Annotated in this window: 21 protein-coding genes; 13 read left to right on the plus strand and 8 right to left on the minus strand. The window is 47.4% G+C overall.

The features are described from left to right. Window positions 1-3 precede the first annotated feature (3 nt). Complete coding sequence (locus R4537_RS09435; RefSeq protein WP_002156896.1) at window positions 4-882, minus strand: LysR family transcriptional regulator; 879 nt, start codon at window positions 880-882, stop codon at window positions 4-6. A 115-nt stretch (window positions 883-997) separates the two neighbouring features. Between R4537_RS09435 and R4537_RS09440 the strand changes: the two genes are divergently transcribed. Both R4537_RS09440 and R4537_RS09445 read left to right on the plus strand, forming a co-directional pair. Further along, complete coding sequence (locus R4537_RS09440) at window positions 998-1,438, plus strand: CidA/LrgA family protein (protein WP_060780298.1); 441 nt, start codon at window positions 998-1,000, stop codon at window positions 1,436-1,438. A 5-nt stretch (window positions 1,439-1,443) separates the two neighbouring features. Next, entirely contained in the window at window positions 1,444-2,133 is a 690-nt protein-coding gene (locus R4537_RS09445; protein ID WP_071177865.1) for an LrgB family protein, read from the plus strand. A gap of 73 nt (window positions 2,134-2,206) precedes the next feature. On the opposite strand, the gene fldA is transcribed toward R4537_RS09445, so the two are convergent. From fldA to R4537_RS09460, 3 genes are all read right to left on the minus strand, one after another. Further along, window positions 2,207-2,734 carry a flavodoxin FldA gene (gene fldA, locus R4537_RS09450; protein WP_000179037.1) on the minus strand — a complete coding sequence of 176 codons (528 nt, stop codon included), beginning with the start codon at window positions 2,732-2,734 and terminating at the stop codon, window positions 2,207-2,209. Between the two features lie 48 nt (window positions 2,735-2,782). Beyond that, window positions 2,783-3,004, minus strand: coding sequence for a DUF2788 domain-containing protein (locus R4537_RS09455; protein ID WP_000965050.1), 222 nt, complete (start codon window positions 3,002-3,004; stop codon window positions 2,783-2,785). 95 nt (window positions 3,005-3,099) lie between these two features. After that, complete coding sequence (locus R4537_RS09460; protein WP_071177864.1) at window positions 3,100-3,873, minus strand: alpha/beta fold hydrolase; 774 nt, start codon at window positions 3,871-3,873, stop codon at window positions 3,100-3,102. A gap of 92 nt (window positions 3,874-3,965) precedes the next feature. Between R4537_RS09460 and seqA the strand changes: the two genes are divergently transcribed. Beyond that, a complete protein-coding gene (gene seqA, locus R4537_RS09465) occupies window positions 3,966-4,499 on the plus strand; it encodes a replication initiation negative regulator SeqA (RefSeq protein ID WP_000848402.1) in 534 nt (177 codons plus the stop codon). A gap of 108 nt (window positions 4,500-4,607) precedes the next feature. Next, on the plus strand, window positions 4,608-6,254 hold the full coding sequence (gene pgm, locus R4537_RS09470; RefSeq protein WP_001240731.1) for a phosphoglucomutase (alpha-D-glucose-1,6-bisphosphate-dependent): 1,647 nt from the start codon (window positions 4,608-4,610) through the stop codon (window positions 6,252-6,254). 49 nt (window positions 6,255-6,303) lie between these two features. Here pgm and R4537_RS09475 read toward each other — a convergent pair whose 3' ends face one another. Next, window positions 6,304-7,077, minus strand: a complete 774-nt coding sequence (locus tag R4537_RS09475; protein WP_029627414.1) for a DUF1853 family protein — start codon at window positions 7,075-7,077, stop codon at window positions 6,304-6,306. A gap of 64 nt (window positions 7,078-7,141) precedes the next feature. Here R4537_RS09475 and R4537_RS09480 point away from each other — a divergent pair, with 64 nt between their 5' ends. Beyond that, a complete protein-coding gene (locus tag R4537_RS09480) occupies window positions 7,142-7,900 on the plus strand; it encodes a Nif3-like dinuclear metal center hexameric protein (RefSeq protein ID WP_057643397.1) in 759 nt (252 codons plus the stop codon). Window positions 7,901-7,951: 51 nt separating this feature from the next. Here the strand turns inward: R4537_RS09480 and R4537_RS09485 are convergent, their stop codons facing one another. Further along, entirely contained in the window at window positions 7,952-9,241 is a 1,290-nt protein-coding gene (locus R4537_RS09485; RefSeq protein WP_000763927.1) for a citrate synthase, read from the minus strand. 395 nt (window positions 9,242-9,636) lie between these two features. Here R4537_RS09485 and sdhC point away from each other — a divergent pair, with 395 nt between their 5' ends. The 8 genes from sdhC (at window position 9,637) to sucD (ending at window position 19,207) form a co-directional block, all read left to right on the plus strand. Further along, entirely contained in the window at window positions 9,637-10,029 is a 393-nt protein-coding gene (gene sdhC / locus R4537_RS09490) for a succinate dehydrogenase cytochrome b556 subunit (protein ID WP_000043019.1), read from the plus strand. Continuing rightward, the gene (gene sdhD, locus R4537_RS09495; RefSeq protein WP_000238620.1) at window positions 10,023-10,367 is read left to right on the plus strand and encodes a succinate dehydrogenase, hydrophobic membrane anchor protein; all 345 of its coding nucleotides are present in this window, start codon (window positions 10,023-10,025) and stop codon (window positions 10,365-10,367) included. Before sdhC ends, sdhD begins: the two co-directional genes overlap by 7 nt. Next, window positions 10,368-12,134, plus strand: coding sequence for a succinate dehydrogenase flavoprotein subunit (sdhA, locus tag R4537_RS09500; RefSeq protein WP_071177863.1), 1,767 nt, complete (start codon window positions 10,368-10,370; stop codon window positions 12,132-12,134). A 14-nt stretch (window positions 12,135-12,148) separates the two neighbouring features. Beyond that, entirely contained in the window at window positions 12,149-12,859 is a 711-nt protein-coding gene (locus R4537_RS09505) for a succinate dehydrogenase iron-sulfur subunit (protein ID WP_000772966.1), read from the plus strand. Window positions 12,860-12,947: 88 nt separating this feature from the next. Next, window positions 12,948-15,758: a 2-oxoglutarate dehydrogenase E1 component gene (sucA, locus tag R4537_RS09510; protein WP_071177862.1), complete on the plus strand. Its 2,811-nt coding sequence runs from the start codon at window positions 12,948-12,950 to the stop codon at window positions 15,756-15,758. A gap of 28 nt (window positions 15,759-15,786) precedes the next feature. After that, the gene (gene odhB / locus R4537_RS09515) at window positions 15,787-17,001 is read left to right on the plus strand and encodes a 2-oxoglutarate dehydrogenase complex dihydrolipoyllysine-residue succinyltransferase (RefSeq protein ID WP_000151226.1); all 1,215 of its coding nucleotides are present in this window, start codon (window positions 15,787-15,789) and stop codon (window positions 16,999-17,001) included. Window positions 17,002-17,168: 167 nt separating this feature from the next. Further along, window positions 17,169-18,335, plus strand: coding sequence for an ADP-forming succinate--CoA ligase subunit beta (gene sucC / locus R4537_RS09520; RefSeq protein WP_001048578.1), 1,167 nt, complete (start codon window positions 17,169-17,171; stop codon window positions 18,333-18,335). Further along, window positions 18,335-19,207 carry a succinate--CoA ligase subunit alpha gene (gene sucD, locus R4537_RS09525; protein ID WP_071177861.1) on the plus strand — a complete coding sequence of 291 codons (873 nt, stop codon included), beginning with the start codon at window positions 18,335-18,337 and terminating at the stop codon, window positions 19,205-19,207. The genes sucC and sucD overlap by 1 nt, the downstream gene beginning before the upstream one ends. A 103-nt stretch (window positions 19,208-19,310) precedes the next feature. Here sucD and znuB read toward each other — a convergent pair whose 3' ends face one another. Beyond that, complete coding sequence (znuB, locus tag R4537_RS09530; protein WP_000571527.1) at window positions 19,311-20,093, minus strand: zinc ABC transporter permease subunit ZnuB; 783 nt, start codon at window positions 20,091-20,093, stop codon at window positions 19,311-19,313. Then, window positions 20,086-20,874: a zinc ABC transporter ATP-binding protein ZnuC gene (znuC, locus tag R4537_RS09535; protein WP_000996146.1), complete on the minus strand. Its 789-nt coding sequence runs from the start codon at window positions 20,872-20,874 to the stop codon at window positions 20,086-20,088. The genes znuB and znuC overlap by 8 nt, the downstream gene beginning before the upstream one ends. Window positions 20,875-20,936 lie beyond the last annotated feature (62 nt).

Here is a 20,936-nt window from a genome sequence, read left to right on the forward strand (position 1 = left end):
CCTTTATCGGTTTTGGCGTCGGCACAACGCAATCCAAGCTTCGGCGGTTTTTGAAACATAACGTTCGCGATGCCAAACCACGCCCAAACGCCAGTCTATAGCCGGTGTGATGGGGTAGATTAATACGCCATCCCCTTGAATCCTTTGACAAAGTGGAGCTGGAAGAAAGCACACGCCAACCCCGCTTTTGACTAATGCCACCAAAAAATCCCACTGGCTACTGCGCGCGGCGACTTGTGGCGTATAGCCCGCCGCTTGGCAGCAGGTATGAATGTGGTCACTTAGAGTAAATTCATGGGTAAACAGATAGAAAGGCTCTTGGCTGATCTGCGCCCAAGTGAGTGTGGTGAGTGATCGCCAGCGAGGAATATCGGGGACCACGGCAAAAATTGGATAGTGATCGAGGGCAACCGTATTGAGATCGGGATGCTGATTAGGGGAAAGCATGGTCACGGCCACATCAATATCACCGTCTAAGATCGCTTGTTCTATCTTACGTCCGCCGTACTCCACCACCGTTAATTCGACGTTAGGGTACGTTTGACGATATTGACGAAATAACCGTGCGTAAACATGCCCCACCATGGGCGGGATGCCTAAACGCAAATGGCCGCGCTGCAGTTGGTTTAAATCCGTGAGTTCCGCTTCCAGTTGCTGCATTTGGGTTAAGATCTGCTGTGCTCTTTGATAGACAATCTCTCCAGCTTCAGTCAGCCAGAAGCGTCGTCCTTCACGATGTAGAAGGGGCTGTTCTAACTCCTGCTCCAAATTACGGATCATCTTGCTGATGGTTGGCTGAGTCACAAACAGGCGCTCAGAGGCTTTGGTAAAACTCTGCTGGTTAACCAGTTCAACGAAGTAGCGTAGGGCGCGGATATCCATCAAAAGTCTCTTTGTATGCCTAAATGGCATGAATTAAATAAATTTAAGTCATTTTATGCTGGTAATCGCCCGGAATACAATGTGACCCAGTTCCCACTTTGTCTAGGCAACCTTAATGCAAAACGTTACGCGTACTTTTCAGTTCAAGCATAGCCTACTGATTGCCGTTCAAGTGGCGGCACTTTCACTGATTTGGTTTTTCTCCGATTGGTTGGTCAATCAGTTTCACCTGCCGTTACCCGCCAATTTAACGGGAATGCTGATTTTGTTGTTGCTGGTCATGCTCAAAGTGGTAAATGTCGAGTGGTTTCGGCGCGGGGCGAGCTGGTTGCTGGCTGAAATGTTGCTGTTTTTTGTTCCGGCTGTCGTGGCGGTGGTGAATTACCAAGACTTAATGCGCCAAGAGGGGATTAAAATTGCTGTGGTTTTAGTGGCCAGCACCATCTTGGTGATCGCATCGACGGCTTGGGTCGTCGATAAAATGCATCGAGTTGAGCTGGTTTTAGCGAGACGTAAACGTCGCCAGATAGCGCTGGCGCGCAGTGTGGAGAAGTAGAACATATGTCGACTTCATTACTCAGCCTTTTCTGTTTCCTGCTCACGTTACTGTTTTACTATGCGAGTAAATTTCTTTATCGACGTAAACGCAGTTTGTTGCTGATGCCGCTGTTACTCGCGCCATTGCTGCTCGTCATCGTGGTGATGATGTTTCATATTCCTTACCAAGCTTATATGGCTGATGCCCATTGGCTATTGTGGTTACTGGGCCCTGCAACCGTCGCTTTTGCCGTTCCGGTTTACGATAACCGGGCGTTATTGCGTCAGCACTGGTTATCCCTATCCGTTGGTGTCGTGGTATCGGTGCTGGTGGCTATCTCAAGTACGGTGTTGTTGGCGCGTTGGCTCAACCTTCCTGAATTGCTGCAACGCAGCCTTGCCATGCGTTCTATTACCACCCCTTTTGCGGTAGAAGCGACGAAATCGATTGGTGGACAAAGTGATCTAACCGCGCTGTTTGTGGTACTGACAGGGGTCATTGGCATGGCCGTTGGTGAGATAATTCTCACCGTGCTTTCTATTCGTTCTCGCTTAGGAAAAGGAGCTAGTTTAGGGGCATCAGCTCATGGTGCTGGCACGGCTAAAGCCTATCAAATCGGTAATTCAGAGGGTGTGGTGTCCAGCGTAGTGATGATGTTGGCGGGCATGGTAACTGTGGTGATGGCCCCTTGGATTGGGCGCTGGTTTTGGTGATAGGCAGAGATTGAAACTCCCCTAATAAAAAATCCCCTGCTGGGCAGGGGATTTTTTATTTTGACTCTGCAAATTAGTCTTCAAGTTCAGCGAGACACATCTCTTCATAAACTTGGTTAACCCATTTGGTCACGCGTTGCTCAGTTAGCTCTGGCTGGCGATCTTCATCGATACACAGACCGACGAAGTGATTTTCATCCACTAGGGCTTTAGAAGCTTCAAATTCGTAACCTTCCGTTGGCCAGTGGCCGACAATGGTTGCGCCTTTCGCTTGAATGATGTCACGTACGGTGCCCATCGCATCGCAGAAGTACTCTGCGTAATCTTCTTGGTCACCACAACCAAAAATGGCAACAAGCTTAGTTGAAAAATCAATGGCTTCTAGCTCAGGGAAAAAGTCGTCCCAGTCGCACTGTGCTTCACCGTAGTACCAAGTCGGGATACCCAGCAACAGCAGGTCGAAGTTATTGATGTCTTCTTTGCTGCTTTTGGCAATATCTTGTACGTGAACCAGTTTTTTACCGAGTTGTTTTTGAATCATCTTTGCAATAGCTTCGGTGTTGCCGGTGTCGCTGCCAAAGAAGATACCTACACTTGCCATAGAATCATTACCTTTAGAATGTTAAAGAGTCGCGAAGCCTTGCGGAGCTTAACCTAGTCCACTGCCTTCCCAAGTCAATTGAATTATGCCTTTGGCGACAAAGCCTGCGCACCCTAAAAAGAGAACCAACCACACAATACGACGCCCGAAAGGGGGAACATTACCTTGTTTCAACACATCTTTAATCGCCATGCCGATCAAGAAGAAGATTGAGGCAAACAGCAGATCGAGTCCTACAGACTCCAACATGTTCATGTAGTCGTAAAGCATGATATTCCTTTATGCCAAATTGCTTGCGCGCACTATACCACTGTTATCTGACAAAGTTAATGTGCGTAGTGTTTCTCAATTCACACTTGATTGCCTTAAACGGGCACATCAATAAATTTACGGATTGCACGTAAAACTTCAGCGGGTTTTTCCGCGTGCAGCCAGTGTCCCGTGTTTGCGATCACATGAGCTTTGGCTTGGCTAAACTGGGCTTGAACCATGGGCTGATGTTGTGTGGTCAGATAATCCGAATCTGCCCCTTTAATAAATAAGGTTGGAATCCGGCATTTGGCGATAATATCCCAGCCTAAAATCTCTGCATAATGTGCTTTGAGTGCCGCAACATTGAAGCGCCATGTCATCACGTTCTGTTCCGACATTAAAGATTTGCCGAGAAATTGTCTAACGCCTTCTTGCTCAATATGTTGCGCTAAAATTGCCATTACTTCACTGCGTGAGGTGGGCTTTTGCGCTAACACCGCTTCGAGTCCAGCAAACACATTGTCGTGACGCCGTTGGCTATACGCGACAGGTGACATGTCCAGCACCACTAATTGACGGATTTTTTCTGCGGCAATATCGGCTAATTTCATGGCCACTTTACCACCCATCGAGTGACCGATCACCACTACCGAAGTGAGGTTGAGGTGTTCAAGCAACTGGTTTACGTCTTGTGCCATCAACGCGTAATTGTGCTCATCACTGTGGAAAGAGAGCCCGTGGTTACGCAGATCCAAGCTCAGTACTTGGTGATCGTTTTTCAGATCGCGCGCAAGCAAGCCAAGATTATCCAAGCTACCAAATAAGCCATGGATCAAAACAACGGTCTCACCGCTGCCTTCAAGTTTGTAGTTAAGAAGTGCTGACATTTTATCTTATTAGTGATTGGTTTAACGTAGAGTCTCAGTCAAGATCTCGCTATAATCCCCGAAAGTTTAAACATAGAGATTGTGAAAAGCGAATGAAAACAATTGAGGTTGATGAGGATCTATACCGTTACATTGCGAGTCAGACTTTGCATATTGGTGAAAGTGCCTCCGATATTTTGCGTCGTCTTCTCAATGTAGATGGTGAATTAGCCACTGCTGCGCCTGCTGCTGAGCCGAAAGGGATAGTTGTAAGCAAAGATGCCGCTTTCGATACCAAAATTGATGGTGTTAAAGCGATGCGTTCACTGCTGATTTCCGATGAATTTGCCGGGCTAAAAAATGCGATCGATCGCTTCATGCTGATTCTGTCTACTCTTCATCGCATCGACTCTGCGAGCTTTTCTGAAGCGACTATGGTCAAAGGTCGTAAGCGCGTTTACTTTGCTGATAACGAACAAACGTTGCTTGCCAGCGGGCAAACAACCAAACCTAAGGCGATCCCAAATACGCCGTTTTGGGTGATCACCAACAACAACACTAGCCGCAAGCAACAGATGGTTGAACAGGTGATGGTGCGCATGGGCTTCCCAAGCGACATTATTGAGAAAGTTACCCATTCCATTTGATTTTTGCTGATTACAGCCCAAAATTCTGATTCAAGCCTCATAATGCGTAGTGCTACACCGCTATTATGAGGTTTTATTTTATGTGAAATTTAAAGAAAGGATGTCACTATGGCTATGCACCCTCGTGCTGGACAAAAGGCGCGACAAGAGGATCTCCATAATATCCCTGCGCTAGTTGCAAATTACTACCTACTCCAGCCTGAAGCTGGCAATACGGCGCATAAAGTTGAATTTGGTACGTCGGGACACCGAGGTACGGCCGATAAAACTACCTTTAATGAGCATCATATTCTTGCGATTGCGCAAGCGGTAGCGGATGTGCGCCATGAGCATGGTGTGACTGGCCCAATCTTTATTGGCAAAGATACTCATGCGCTGTCTGAACCTGCATTCAGTAGTGTTCTGGAAGTGTTGATTGCCAATGGCATTGAAGTGATTGTGCAAGAAAACAACGGCTACACTCCCACCCCTGGCATTTCACACGCCATTTTAACGTACAACCTGAAGCATACAGATAAAGCGGACGGTATTGTGATTACCCCTTCGCACAACCCACCACAAGATGGTGGCATCAAATACAACCCACCACACGGTGGTCCTGCAGAAGGTGAGCTAACCCAAGCGATTGAAGATCGTGCCAATGCTTACATCAGTCAGCAGCTTGCTGGTGTAAAACGCATGCCGATTGCGTTGGCTAAACAATCCGAGTTGCTCAAGCAAGTCGATTTGGTTAAGCCTTACGTTGATGATCTGGTCAATGTGGTTGACATGGCGGCGATCCAAAAGGCCAAGCTCAAAATTGGGGTCGATCCTCTGGGTGGCAGCGGCATTGATTACTGGCGTCAAATTGGCAACGCTTACCAACTCGATTTAACGCTGGTCAGCGAAGCCATTGATCCAAGCTTCCAATTCATGTCATTAGATAAAGATGGCGTGATCCGTATGGATTGCTCTTCCCCATATGCCATGGCGGGTTTGCTGGCCCTGAAAGATGAATACGACTTGGCTTTTGGTAACGATCCTGACTATGACCGTCACGGCATTGTGACCCCTAAAGGCTTGATGAATCCGAATCACTTCCTCGCGGTGTGCATTGATTATCTGTACCGCCATCGTCAAGGTTGGGCGGGTCATGTTGCCGTCGGTAAAACGCTGGTTTCCAGTGCGATGATTGATAAAGTGGTTGCCGATCTTGGCCGCGAACTGTGTGAAGTTCCAGTGGGCTTCAAATGGTTTGTTGATGGACTCTACTCTGGCCGCTTTGGTTTTGGCGGTGAAGAGAGTGCTGGTGCCTCTTTCCTGCGTCAAGACGGCACGCCTTGGTCTACCGACAAAGATGGGATCATTTTGTGCTTACTGGCAGCGGAAATTACCGCTGTGACCGGCAAAAATCCGCAACAGTATTATGATGAATTAGCAGCTAAACACGGTGATTCTTATTACAGCCGTATTCAAGCCGTGGCGAATGGTCCACAGAAGAATGTGCTGAAGAAACTGTCTCCTGAAATGGTGTCGGCTCAAACGCTAGCGGGAGATGCAATTACGGCTCGCTTGACTCATGCTCCGGGTAATGGCGCAGCCATTGGCGGCCTCAAAGTGACTACGGATTATGGTTGGTTTGCGGCTCGTCCATCTGGCACAGAAGATATCTATAAGATTTATTGTGAGAGCTTCAAAGGAGCTGAGCACTTAAAACAAATTGAATCTGAAGCGCAGCAGATCGTAAACCAAGTGTTTAAAGACGCAGGTTTATAATGTGATGAAATGAATCAGGGGCGATGAGATCGCCCCTTTTTTATGTCTCTTAACGCTGTGGCCACTGGTTTGGCACAATAAACCAGAATTTCCCAGATTCAGATTGGCAATGCACAAACCCATCTGCGTGTTCTGTATAAGGTTCAGAGTCTGCTTTCCGTCCCGTCAACCAATCTGACTTTTCAAGCTGATATAAAGGTTCATCGATTAAGTGCTGCTCACGCTGGAAACACCAATAGCCTTGAATCTGGCTAGTGTTCAGCGGGTAGCCAAGGCAATCGGTCGGGATTGGCTCATCTGAAAATGGATTGGTATAAAGACGACCCTGCATTAATAAATGCTGTGATGCACCAGCCCAGAGTGGATGTTGTTCAATAAACAGCGGATGTTGTGATAGCGGCAGTTGGTGGTTGAGCATATGGTCAAGTTTGATATCCAAACGATCTTCGGCATTGGGGCCGTACCAACATCCTTGGTGGAGCAGATAAAATTTGACTGCCACTTCCCAATGTTCATAGTGTTCAGTTTTACGGTTTTTAGCTAAAAAATCCAATGAACCGACGGTTTTTCCTTCATTAACGAGCTGAATTTCTTCTGAAACCGCATTGTAAAATGGCGTTTCGGTGAATAATTGAGCGCAAAGATGTTGATAGAGAAAGCCTAATCGTGGATTGCCCTGATAGTCTGGCCACTGTTCTCGTGTTGTTTTGCTAAATGGCGCTTTGCTGACCAAAGGCGCTTTGGCTTGAAATAGGGCAGGGGTGCGAATCACCCAATCCATTAAGTGTTTTAACTCCATCTGATCACCACCACTTTTTGACATATTTCGACATTCTAGCCTGAAATTGTTATAACCACGCCATCTCTGTTGCTCAATGGATTACAAGATGAACAATTTACAGCTAGAAGCGTTGTTAAATGAGACATTGTCCCCACAGTTAATTAAAGATTATTGTCCTAATGGTTTACAAGTCGAAGGTAAAGCGGAAGTCAAACGAATTGTCACCGGTGTGACCGCGAGTTTAGCGCTGATTGACGCTGCGATTGAGCTCAAAGCCGATGCATTATTGGTGCATCACGGTTATTTTTGGAAAAATGAACCCGAGGCCATTCGAGGTATGAAAGGTCGCCGGATACGTACGCTTATACAAAATGATCTTAATCTGTATGCCTACCATCTGCCTTTGGATATTCATCCACAGTTGGGCAACAATGCTCAGCTTGCGCAGCGACTCGGGATCTGCGTTGATGGTGGGTTGGAAGGGCATCCTCAATCAGTTGCGATGTTTGGGCACTTTTTACAACCGTTAACCGGAGAAGAATTAGCTCATCGGATTGGCCAAGTCCTGAATCGTACACCTTTGCATATTGCTCCCGAACAAGCCGATAAGTTGATTGAAACTGTCGGTTGGTGTACTGGTGGTGGGCAAGACTATATTGAACTCGCGGTTAGCCGAGGTTTAGATGCTTTTATTTCTGGAGAAATCTCGGAGCGTACAACCTATTCGGCACGTGAGCAGTCGGTCCATTACTTTTCCGCAGGTCACCATGCTACCGAGCGCTACGGAATTAAAGCGCTAGGGGAATGGCTCGCGGAAAACCACGGCTTTGATGTGACCTTCATTGATATTGACAATCCAGTTTAGAACAATAAAAAAGAGCGAGAAAATCTCGCTCTTTTGCTTTTGAATCAATGATTAACTGCGTTCATGTAAGGGTGTGAAATCGCGCAGTTTTTGACCTGTGTACAACTGACGTGGACGACCAATACGGTTGTCCGGATCGCTGTGCATTTCATTCCAGTGAGCAATCCAACCGATAGTACGAGACATCGCAAAGATCACCGTGAACATAGACACAGGAATACCAATGGCTTTCAGAATGATGCCTGAGTAGAAATCGACGTTAGGATAGAGTTTCTTCTCAATAAAGTACTCATCAGACAGCGCAATACGCTCAAGCTCCATCGCGACATCGAGCAGTGGATCTTGAATGCTTAGCTCTTTAAGCACTTCATGACACGCTTCACGCATTACCGTGGCACGTGGGTCGTAGTTTTTGTACACGCGGTGACCAAAGCCCATTAGACGGAATGGGTCATCTTTGTCTTTTGCACGTCTTACGTATTCAGGAATCTTATCAACAGAGCCGATCTCTTCAAGCATACGTAAACAAGCTTCGTTTGCGCCACCATGTGCAGGCCCCCAAAGAGAAGCGATACCTGCTGCGATACACGCAAATGGGTTAGCACCCGATGAACCTGCCAGACGTACAGTCGATGTCGATGCGTTTTGTTCATGATCCGCATGTAGAGTGAAAATTTTATCCATGGCACGAGCCACGATAGGATTCACTTCATACTCCTCACAAGGTGTGGCAAACATCATGTGCAGGAAGTTTTCTGCGTAGCTCAAATCGTTACGTGGGTAAATAAACGGTTGACCAACCGAGTATTTGTAACACATCGCAGCCAAGGTCGGCATTTTGGAAAGCAGACGATAAGCCGCAATTTCTCGGTGGGTGTCGTTATTGATATCGAGTGAATCGTGATAGAAAGCAGCTAACGCACCCACCACACCACACATCACAGCCATCGGGTGAGCATCACGGCGGAAACCGTGGAAAAAGCTCGCGATCTGTTCATGAACCATAGTGTGACGAGTAACGATTTTCTTGAACTCTTCATATTGCTTACGATTAGGGGCTTCACCGTAAAGAAGGATGTAACACACTTCCAAGTAATCAGCGTTATTGGCTAACTGATCGATAGGGTAACCGCGGTGCAACAGAATGCCCTTAGCGCCATCGATATAAGTAATTTGAGATTCACAGGATGCAGTGGCAAGAAAACCCGGGTCAAAAGTAAAGTAACCGTTTGAGCCTAAAGAACGAACGTCAATTACTTGTGGACCAAGCGATCCATCCATAATTGGCAGTTCGATTGGCGCTTTACCTTCGATGTGAAGGGTCGCTTTCTTATCCGCCATAACCATCTCCTTTGTTTATAATTTAATCCGTCCAGGATGTTTTGTGTGTGATTCTTGTACGTCCGATCTTAATCAAAGTCAATTATTCTCCTCTGATGTGTGCACTTACTTTGATTTTTTATACGTATAAAGTTAAAAATCTGTTCTGTGTAGCAAAAATTGTTACAGCAATTGTATTAGAATGTTGCAGTCCGTATAGTGACACAGAAAATTCTGTGAGAGACCTTATAAATTCAAGGCTAGAAAGAAATTTAACTTATAGATTTTAGACTTGGGTGTAACATTTAAACTACAATTAAGTCGCCGATTTGGCGGTTGAAATGTTGAGTAAATGTTAAATTATGTGCATTTTCGACCAGAATTCATCCATAACTATAAATGCTCAATGGAGCTGAGTGAGCAAGCCCGTGAAAGAAAGAAAGTCAAGACCTGTTAATTTAGATTTGCAGACCATTCGCTTTCCGATCTCAGCAATCGCATCCATCCTCCACCGTGTGTCGGGGGTGATTACGTTTGTTGCGGTTGGGATTTTGCTTTGGTTGTTATCCCTCTCTCTCTCCTCACCTGTCGGATTTATGGAAGCGAGCAACATTGTTGATAGCTTTTTCGTGAAATTCGTGTTGTGGGGAATTCTAACTGCTCTGGCCTACCATATTGCTGGTGGGATTCGTCATTTATTGATGGATCTTGGTCACTTTGAAGAGCTGGAATCCGGTGCCGCGAGCGCCAAAGTAGCTTTTGCCGCTACGGTTGTATTGTCTCTACTGGCGGGGGTTCTGGTATGGTAAAACATGTCTCTTCCTTTGGTCGTAATGGTGTCCACGATTACTTATTGATCCGCGCTTCAGCGATCATCTTAGTTTTGTACACTATTTATATCGTAAGTTTTTGCGCGTTCACGGACATCTCTTATGTTGCGTGGACTCAATTCTTTGGTAGTACGTTCACCAAAGTCTTCACAATGTTGGCATTAGTTTCAGTATTGATTCATGGCTGGATTGGTCTATGGCAAGTACTGACGGATTACATTAAGTGCTCCAAATTGCGAGCGGGGCTGCAACTTGTGGTCATCGCCGTTCTACTTGGATACTTCTTCTCTGGCCTATTTGTATTGTGGGGTGCCTAAGTGACTATTCCAGTTCGTTCTTTTGACGCCGTAGTAATCGGCGCAGGTGGTGCAGGCATGCGTGCTGCACTACAAATTTCTGAGCAAGGCCTAACTTGCGCACTGCTTTCAAAAGTGTTCCCAACTCGTTCTCATACGGTATCCGCTCAAGGTGGTATTACTGTGGCTTTGGGTAACTCACATAAAGATGATTGGCAGTGGCATATGTATGACACGGTAAAAGGTTCCGACTATATCGGCGACCAAAATGCCATCGAATATATGTGTAAAAATGGCCCGGAATCCGTGATTGAACTTGAGCGCATGGGGCTACCTTTTTCTCGTTTTGAGAACGGCACGATTTATCAGCGTCCTTTTGGCGGTCAGTCAAAAGAGTTCGGTGGCGAACAAGCTGCTCGTACGGCAGCAGCAGCAGACCGTACTGGTCATGCTCTATTACACACGCTTTACCAACAAAACGTTAAACATAAAACCACCATTTTCTCGGAATGGTATGCGCTGGATCTGGTGAAAAACCAAGATGGTGCGGTGCTCGGTTGTACCGCGATCTGCATGGAAACAGGCGAAATGTGCTACTTCAAAGCCAAAGCAACAGTGCTTGCGACAGGTGGTGCAGGTCGTATTTACGCTTCAACCACCAACGCACACATTAACACAGGCGATGGTGTCGGTATGGCTTTGCGTGCTGGCGTACCAATGCAAGATATGGAAATGTGGCAATTCCACCCAACGGGTATTGCAGGTGCTGGCGTTCTGGTTACAGAAGGCTGTCGTGGTGAAGGTGGCTATCTGCTGAATAAAGATGGTGAACGTTTCATGGAACGCTACGCGCCGAATGCCAAAGACTTGGCCGGTCGTGACGTGGTTGCACGTTCAATGATGATCGAAATCCGTGAAGGTCGTGGCTGTGACGGTCCTTGGGGTCCACACATCAAACTGAAACTGGATCACTTAGGTCGTGATGTATTGGAATCTCGCCTACCGGGTATCTGTGAACTATCACGTACCTTTGCTCACGTGGACCCAGTGAAAGAACCCATTCCTGTTATCCCAACCTGTCACTACATGATGGGTGGTGTACCAACACAAGTGTCTGGTCAAGCGATCAAACAAGACTGCCATGGTAAAGATGTCGAAGTTCAAGGCTTGTTTGCTTGTGGTGAAATCGCTTCTGTATCGGTACATGGTGCCAACCGTTTAGGCGGCAACTCACTGCTTGATCTCGTGGTATTTGGCCGCGCAACGGGTCTACATCTTGGTGAAACTCTGCGTGCTCAAGCTGAGGCTCGCCCTGCGACTGTATCGGATATCGAAGCTTCGCTGGCTCGCACTATGCGTTGGGAAAACAGCAAAGGTGGCGAAGACCCAGTTGTTATCCGTAAAGATCTGCAACGCTGCATGCAAAACAACTTCTCGGTATTCCGTGAAGGTAAGGCAATGGCTGAGGGGCTGGAAGAGCTCAAAGTCATTCGCGAACGTTTGAAAAATGCCCATCTGGCGGACAAATCAACCGAATTTAACACTCAACGTATTGAGTGTTTAGAGTTGGACAACCTGATGGAAACGGCATTTTCGACCGCAGTAGCGGCAAACTACCGTACTGAAAGCCGTGGCGCACATGCGCGTTTTGACTATCCAGAGCGTGATGATGAGAACTGGTTGTGCCACTCAATCTACAATCCGGAAACGGAACAGATGAGTAAGCGTGAGGTCAACATGACTCCGGTTTACCGTGACCCGTTCCCGCCTAAAGTGCGTACATATTAAGGGAGGTACTCAATATGAAACTCAACTTCTCTTTATATCGCTATAATCCGGATGTCGATAACAAACCCTACATGAAAGACTACATTCTTGAGGTAGAAGAAGGGTCTGACATGATGGTGTTGGATGCTTTGATTCTGCTCAAAGAGCAAGATCCAAGTATCGCTTTCCGCCGCTCATGCCGCGAAGGGGTTTGTGGCTCGGACGGTCTGAATATGAATGGTAAGAATGGCCTAGCTTGTATCACGCCTTTGTCTGCGTTAAAAGGTGACAAAATTGTGATTCGTCCACTGCCAGGATTACCTGTGGTTCGTGACTTGATTGTCGACATGACTCAGTTTTACGATAACTATGCGAAAGTTAAGCCTTTCTTGATTGCAGATGATGCATTACCCCCTTCAAGAGAGAACTTGCAATCCCCTGAAGAACGGGCGCATTTAGATGGTCTGTACGAGTGTATTATGTGCGCTTGCTGTACGACTTCTTGCCCTTCATTCTGGTGGAATCCGGATAAATTTATCGGACCTGCAGGTTTGTTGGCTGCTTATCGTTGGTTGATTGATAGCCGTGATACTGCGACAGATGAACGCTTATCGAATCTTGATGATGCGTTTAGCGTTTTTCGTTGCCACGGCATCATGAACTGTGTCAGTGTTTGTCCGAAAGGATTAAACCCAACGAAAGCCATTGGACACATTAAGTCCATGTTGATCAATCGTTCAGTTTAAATTGAAAATTGCAGGCCTTCGGGCCTGCCTTTTATAGCTCGGCGATAAGACCGCAGCAAACGTGAAAACTACTGGTTAAGGGAAAAAAATGCACAACGGCGTGATGAAGGCATGGCTCGAGTCTTCACACTTGGCTGGCGCCAATGCAACTTACGTAGAAGATCTCTACGAACTGTATCTAAGTGATCCCGATCTGGTAAGTGAGGAGTGGAAACGTGTTTTTGATGGGTTGCCTGCGCACCCAACGAATGTGGTTGAACAACCGCACTCACGCGTCCGTGACTACTTCCGACGACTCGCTCAAGAGACTAAGCATTACAATGTCCAAGTTAGTGATCCTGAAGTCGATGCAAAACAAGTAAAAGTACTGCAGCTAATTAACGCATACCGTTTCCGCGGTCATGAAGCTGCCAAGCTTGACCCTCTCGGTTTATGGAACCGCCCTGAAGTGGCGGAGCTGAATCCCTCATTCCATAATTTGACCCAAGAAGATATGGAAGAGACCTTCAACGTGGGCTCCTTTGCGATTGGCAAAGACACGATGAAGCTGAAAGATATCTATCAATCCCTACAAAAAATCTACTGTGGCTCTGTCGGTGCAGAATACATGCACATCACCGACACTGAGCAGAAGCGTTGGATTCAACAGCGCCTCGAACCAGTTGTGGGTACCCCTGTATTCAGTAAAGAAGAAAAGCGTACTTTCCTTGAAGAGCTGACTGCCGCTGAAGGTTTAGAGCGCTATCTTGGTGCGAAATTCCCTGGTGCTAAACGTTTCTCTCTCGAAGGGGGGGATGCCTTAGTTCCGATGACCAAAGAGATGATCCGTCACGCGGGTGCCAGTGGCATGCGTGAAGTGGTGATTGGGATGGCGCACCGCGGTCGCTTGAACATGCTGGTCAACGTTCTGGGTAAAAAACCGCAAGATCTGTTTGATGAGTTTGCCGGTAAACATGGCGAAGGCTGGGGCACAGGTGATGTGAAATATCACCAAGGTTTCTCCGCTGACTTTGCGACACCGGGCGGTGATGTTCACTTAGCACTGGCTTTCAACCCATCGCATCTTGAGATTGTGAACCCTGTTGTGATGGGTTCAGTTCGCGCGCGTCAAGACCGCCTGGGTGATGAAGATGGCAGTAAAGTGCTACCTATCACTATCCATGGTGACTCTGCGATTGCAGGACAAGGTGTGGTGGCTGAAACCTTCAACATGTCTCAAGCTCGTGGCTTCTGCGTTGGTGGTACAGTACGTATCGTGGTCAATAACCAAGTGGGCTTCACGACATCAAATCCACGCGATACTCGCTCAACCATGTACTGTACCGATATTGCCAAGATGGTACAGGCACCGATTTTTCACGTGAATTCAGACGACCCTGAAGCTGTAGCCTTTGTAACTCGTCTAGCGCTTGATTACCGTAATGAATTCAAACGCGATGTGGTGATTGATCTGGTGTGTTATCGCCGTCATGGTCATAACGAAGCGGATGAGCCAAACGCAACTCAGCCGTTGATGTACCAAAAAATCAAGAAGCATCCAACACCTCGCAAGCTGTATGCAGATGTGTTAACTGAGCGTGGTGAGTGCGATCTCGAAACCGCGACTCAACTGGTGAATGAATATCGCGACGCCCTAGATCACGGTGAAGTAGTGGTCAAAGAGTGGCGTCCAATGGCGATGCACTCTGTGGACTGGTCACCGTATTTAGGCCACGACTGGCATATTCCTTGGAATAGCGAATATGCGATGGAGCGTTTACAAGATCTTGCTCGCCGAGTTTGCCAATACCCGGAAAGCCATGTTCTTCATAGCCGTGTAGAAAAAATCTACCAAGATCGTCTCTCTATGATCTCTGGCGAGAAGATGCTGGATTGGGGTATGGCCGAAACGCTCGCGTATGCCACATTGCTTGATGATGGCAAGCGCATTCGTATCTCGGGTCAGGACTCTGGTCGTGGAACATTCTTCCACCGTCATGCCGTTCTGCATAACCAAAACGATGCGAGTACTTATATTCCTCTCTCTCAGATCCATGCTGGCCAAGGCCCGTTTGAAGTCTTTGACTCAGTATTGTCAGAAGAGGCGGTATTGGCGTTCGAATACGGTTATGCGACAGCGGAGCCTAGCGGTTTGACTTTGTGGGAAGCACAGTTTGGTGATTTTGCTAACGGTGCGCAGGTGGTTATTGACCAGTTTATCTCCTCTGGTGAACAGAAGTGGGGTCGTCTATGTGGCCTGACTATGCTGTTGCCCCACGGTTATGAAGGCCAAGGCCCTGAGCACTCCTCTGCACGCTTAGAGCGTTACTTACAGCTGTGTGCTGAGCAAAACATGCAGGTGGTTGTTCCGTCTACCCCTGCTCAGGTTTACCACATGATTCGTCGTCAAGTGGTTCGCCCAATGCGCCGCCCTCTGGTGGTGATGTCTCCTAAGTCGCTGCTGCGTCATCCGCTGTGTGTCTCCAGTATGGAAGATCTTGCCAACGGTACTTTCCAGCCGGCGATTGGTGAAATTGATGCGCTGAATCCGTCGCAAGTAAAACGCGTTGTGTTCTGTTCTGGTAAGGTTTATTACGATCTCCTTGAACAGCGCCGAGCCAATGAACAACAAGACGTGGCGATTGTTCGTATCGAACAGTTGTACCCATTCCCTCTGGAAGAAGTACAAGCGGCCATTGCAAATTACACCAATGTGGTGGATTACGTCTGGTGTCAGGAAGAACCGCAAAACCAAGGTGCTTGGTACAGTAGCCAACATAACTTCCGCGCTGCGATTCCAGCGGGTGCTGATCTGAAATACGCAGGTCGTCCCGCTTCGGCATCTCCTGCGGTCGGCTATATGTCGGTGCACATGAAACAACAAAAAGCGTTGATTGAAGACGCTCTGACCCTAGCGTAAGAACGAGAAGTATAAGGAAGATACCATTATGACCATTGAAATTCTGGTTCCAGATTTGCCTGAATCAGTTGCGGATGCCACGGTTGCGACGTGGCATAAAAAGCCGGGTGACATGGTTGCTCGCGATGAAGTGATCGTTGAAATTGAAACTGACAAAGTGGTGCTGGAAGTTCCAGCACCCGATGCAGGTGTTCTGGAAGCTATTTTGGAACAAGAAGGTGCGACAGTGCTTTCTAAACAACTGCTGGCGCGTTTGAAGCCAGGCGCTGTGGCGGGTGAGCCAACCCAAGATACTCCAGATGCAACAGAGCCATCACCAGATAAACGCCACAAAGCATCACTAACTGAAGAAAGCAATGATGCGCTAAGCCCTGCAGTTCGTCGCCTGCTTGCAGAACATAACTTGGAAGCAAGCCAAGTTAAAGGTTCTGGTGTAGGTGGTCGTATTACCCGTGAAGACATCGATGCACATTTAGCCACGAACAAAGCCAAACCGGCTGCGAAAGCTGAAGCCCCTGTCGCAGCACTGGCTCCTGTAGCCGGTCGCAGTGAAAAACGCGTGCCAATGACACGTCTGCGTAAGCGTATCGCTGAGCGTCTGTTGGAAGCGAAAAATAACACGGCTATGCTGACGACGTTTAATGAAGTGAACATGAAACCTATCATGGATATGCGTAAGCAATACCAAGATGTGTTCGAAAAACGTCATGGCATCCGTCTGGGCTTTATGTCGTTCTACGTGAAAGCCGTCACCGAAGCGCTGAAGCGTTACCCAGAAGTGAATGCGTCTATCGATGGTGATGATCTGGTTTACCACAACTACTTTGATGTGAGCATTGCCGTATCAACCCCACGTGGTCTGGTTACTCCAGTACTGAAAAACTGCGATACCTTGAGTTTGGCGCAAATTGAAAAAGGCATTAAAGAGCTAGCAGAAAAAGGTCGTGACGGTAAATTGACCGTAGACGAACTGACTGGCGGTAACTTTACCATCACCAACGGTGGTGTGTTTGGTTCACTGATGTCAACGCCTATCATTAACCCGCCACAAGCGGCGATTCTGGGTATGCATAAGATCCAAGACCGCGCCATGGTGGTGGATGGCAAGATTGAAATCCTGCCAATGATGTATCTAGCGCTTTCTTATGACCACCGTTCAATCGATGGTCGTGAGTCGGTCGGTTTCCTAGTGACCGTTAAAGAGTTGCTAGAAGATCCAGCCCGTCTGCTGCTCGATGTTTAAACTGTCTATTGCTCAGATTTCTGAGTAATGGAGAAAAGGGTCGGACATGCTCAACGTCCGACCTGGCTTTGGCCAAAGATTGGCTACTCGCTCAAGAGTGACCCTACAAACGTAAAGTTCAGCTCAATGGACTCTATGGAAGAACAATAAACAAATGGAACAACACAATGAATTTGCATGAATATCAAGCTAAACAGCTGTTTGCAGAATTCGGTTTGCCTGTACCGGAAGGTTATGCTTGTGATACGCCACAAGAAGCGTTTGAAGCTGCAGGACGCATCAGCACAGCCAAGAAAGTCGTAAAATGCCAAGTTCACGCAGGTGGACGTGGTAAAGCAGGTGGCGTTGAACTGCATGACACTAAAGAAGGCGTAAAAGCGTTTGCACAAAAATGGCTAGGTAAAAACCTAGTGACTTATCAAACGGATGCAAATGGCCAACCGGTTTCAAAAATTTTGGTTGAAGAAGCATCAAATATCGCCAATGAGCTTTATCTTGGTGCGGTAGTTGACCGTTCTACACGTCGTATTGTTTTCATGGCATCGACTGAAGGTGGCGTGGAAATTGAGAAAGTGGCAGAAGAAACCCCAGAGCTGATCCACAAAGCGGCAATTGATCCACTGGTTGGCCCACAAGCCTACCAAGGTCGTGAGTTGGCATTCAAGCTAGGCCTGCAAGGTGATCAAATCAAACAGTTCGTGAAAATCTTCATGGGCTTGGGTGAAATGTTTGCTCAATATGATCTCGCACTGCTGGAAATCAACCCGCTAGTGATTACTGCAGAAGGTAACTTGCTGTGCCTTGATGGCAAAATCAACATCGACTCCAATGCTATGTATCGTCAACCCAAACTGCGTCAAATGCACGATGCTTCTCAAGAAGATGCGCGCGAAGCACACGCAGCAAAATGGGAACTGAACTACGTCGCGCTGGATGGCAACGTAGGTTGTATGGTTAACGGTGCCGGCCTTGCGATGGGTACGATGGACATTGTTAACTTGCACGGCGGAAAACCAGCAAACTTCCTTGACGTAGGTGGTGGCGCGACCAAAGAGCGTGTTGCAGAAGCCTTCAAAATCATCCTGTCTGATACCAATGTAAAAGCCGTACTGGTGAACATCTTTGGTGGCATTGTGCGCTGCGACATGATTGCAGAAGGCATTATCGGTGCAGTTAAGGAAGTTGGTGTAAGCGTTCCAGTGGTTGTGCGTCTTGAAGGTACAAACGCAGAACTTGGACGTAAAGTGCTGGCAGAATCAGGTCTAGATATTATTGCAGCTGTATCTTTGACAGACGCAGCGCAAAAAGTAGTTGCCGCGGCGGAGGGCAAATAATGTCGATTCTTATCAATAAAGACACTAAAGTCATTTGTCAGGGTTTCACCGGTGGTCAAGGTACTTTCCACTCAGAACAGGCGATTGCTTATGGCACACAAATGGTTGGTGGTGTATCGCCAGGTAAAGGCGGTACAACTCATCTAGGTTTGCCTGTATTTAATACCGTTCGTGAAGCGGTTGAAGAGACTGGCGCAACCGCAACCGTTATCTACGTACCTGCACCATTTTGTAAAGATGCGATTCTGGAAGCGATCGATGCTGGCATCAAGCTTATCGTGACGATCACTGAAGGCATTCCTACCACTGACATGATTGATGTCAAAGTGAAACTGGAACAGACTGGCGTTCGTATGATTGGCCCTAACTGCCCAGGTGTGATCACACCGGATGAGTGTAAGATTGGCATCATGCCAGGACACATTCATAAGAAAGGTAAAGTGGGTATCGTTTCTCGCTCTGGTACTTTGACTTATGAAGCGGTTAAACAAACCACAGACGAAGGTTTCGGCCAGTCAACCTGTGTAGGCATCGGTGGCGATCCAATTCCGGGGTCAAACTTCATCGACATCCTGAAGATGTTCCAAGAAGATCCAGCGACTGAAGCGATTGTGATGATCGGTGAAATCGGTGGGACAGCGGAAGAAGAAGCGGCTGCTTTCATCAAAGCTAATGTCACAAAACCGGTTGTTTCTTATATCGCGGGTGTCACGGCTCCTCCGGGCAAACGCATGGGTCATGCTGGTGCGATCATCTCTGGTGGTAAAGGTACCGCGGAAGAGAAATTTGCAGCACTTGAGTCTGCGGGCGTGAAGACAGTAAAAAGTCTTGCCGATATTGGCAAAGCGCTGCGTGAAGTGACTGGCTGGTAATCTCTTAATTACTGATTCAGATGATAAAAACCCCGAACACTGTTTCGGGGTTTCTTTTTACTAAAAGCCAATTCTTTTTACTAAAGGCTAATGTGATACAGCGTTAAGCGATCCGTTTAAACTGGGTGAGTACAAACAATACCGCAGCAGAAACCACCACCGACGGACCTGCAGGTGTGTCAAAGTGCCAAGATAGCGCCAACCCACCGATCACACTTAATACACCCAGTCCAATTGCCCAAAACGCCATGGCTTCTGGGGTGCGTGAAAGACGGCGAGCAGTAGCCGCGGGGATGATTAACAGCGAGCCCATAATCAAAGCCCCGACAAATTTCATCCCGACGGCAATCACCAAACCGATAAGTAGCATCAAGATTAAACGCATCAGGTCAGTGTTGGTTCCTTCAACAAAGGCCAACTCTTCATTCACGCTAGTCGAGAGAAGGGGTTGCCAGAGGAGATAGACAATCAAACTGACAGTGACGACACCGAACCAGATAAAGGTAAGATCGGATGGGCTAATCGCGAGCAAATCACCAAACAGATAGCTCATCAAATCGATGCGGACATTATCAAGAAAGCTCACCGCAATCATACCGAGCGATAGCGCACTGTGCGCCATAATCCCAAGTAGGGTATCGGTCGCGATGAGTTTTTGCTTTTGCATCGCCACTAAAATGGCCGCCATCCCCAAACAGCAGACCAATAGTGCCAGATACAGATTGATGTCGAGTAAAAAACCGAGCGCCAGACCCAGTAGTGAGGCGTGAGCAAGGGTATCACCAAAATAAGCCATTCTGCGCCAAACCACGAAAGATCCGAGAGGGCCAGCAATAATGGCAATTCCGAGACCAGCAAGAAGAGAAGGTAGAAGAAGTTCAATCATGTTTGTGGTGACCATGTGAATGATGTGAGCAAACACTCGCTTTCCCTTTGACCGGTAAGCCAGATAAATCGTGGTGGTGGTGCTCGTGGTGGTGTTGATAAAAAGCCAGCGTGTCTCGGCTTCGATGGCCAAACATCGCTAAATAACTCGGGTGTTTGGCGATGCTCTCCGGCGAGCCAGAGCAACAAACATGGTGTTGTAAGCAGATCACTTCGTCGGTTTTGGCCATCACCAAATGTAAATCGTGAGAAACCATCAACACAGCGCAGCCAAAGCGGTTACGCAAGGTGTGGATCAGGTCGTATAAGTCAATTTGTCCTTGTACATCAACCCCTTGAGCAGGCTCGTCGAGCACAAGCAAGTCGGGCCTTTGTAATAAAGCTCTGGCGAGCAATACACGCTGTGTTTCACCGCCGGAGAGTTTATGCATATCACTACTTTGAAGATGCTCACCTCCCACTAGGCGTAAGGCTTCCGATAGCTCTTGAGTACTAAAACGGCCAGCCAGTTTTAAAAAGCGGTTCACCGTCAGCGGTAATGTGTCATTGAGTTTGAGTTTTTGCGGAACATAGCCGATACGAATTCCCGATTGGCGAATGATTTTTCCTGAACTCAATGATTGTAATCCTAAAATGACTTTCACTAAGGTTGATTTTCCTGCACCGTTGGGGCCGATAAGCGTTGTAATATTGCCTTTGGTGAGAGTTAACCGGATATTGTCAAGCACACGTCTTTGTTCAAAGTCGACGCATATGTCTTGCAATTCAATCAGAATAGCCATGGAATAGAACTCATTTGCAAAATGGTTATGTTATAAAGTAACATTCATGCCCAATAAAAGCC

This window comes from Vibrio paracholerae (assembly GCF_037672085.1).
Lineage (GTDB): Bacteria > Pseudomonadota > Gammaproteobacteria > Enterobacterales > Vibrionaceae > Vibrio > Vibrio cholerae.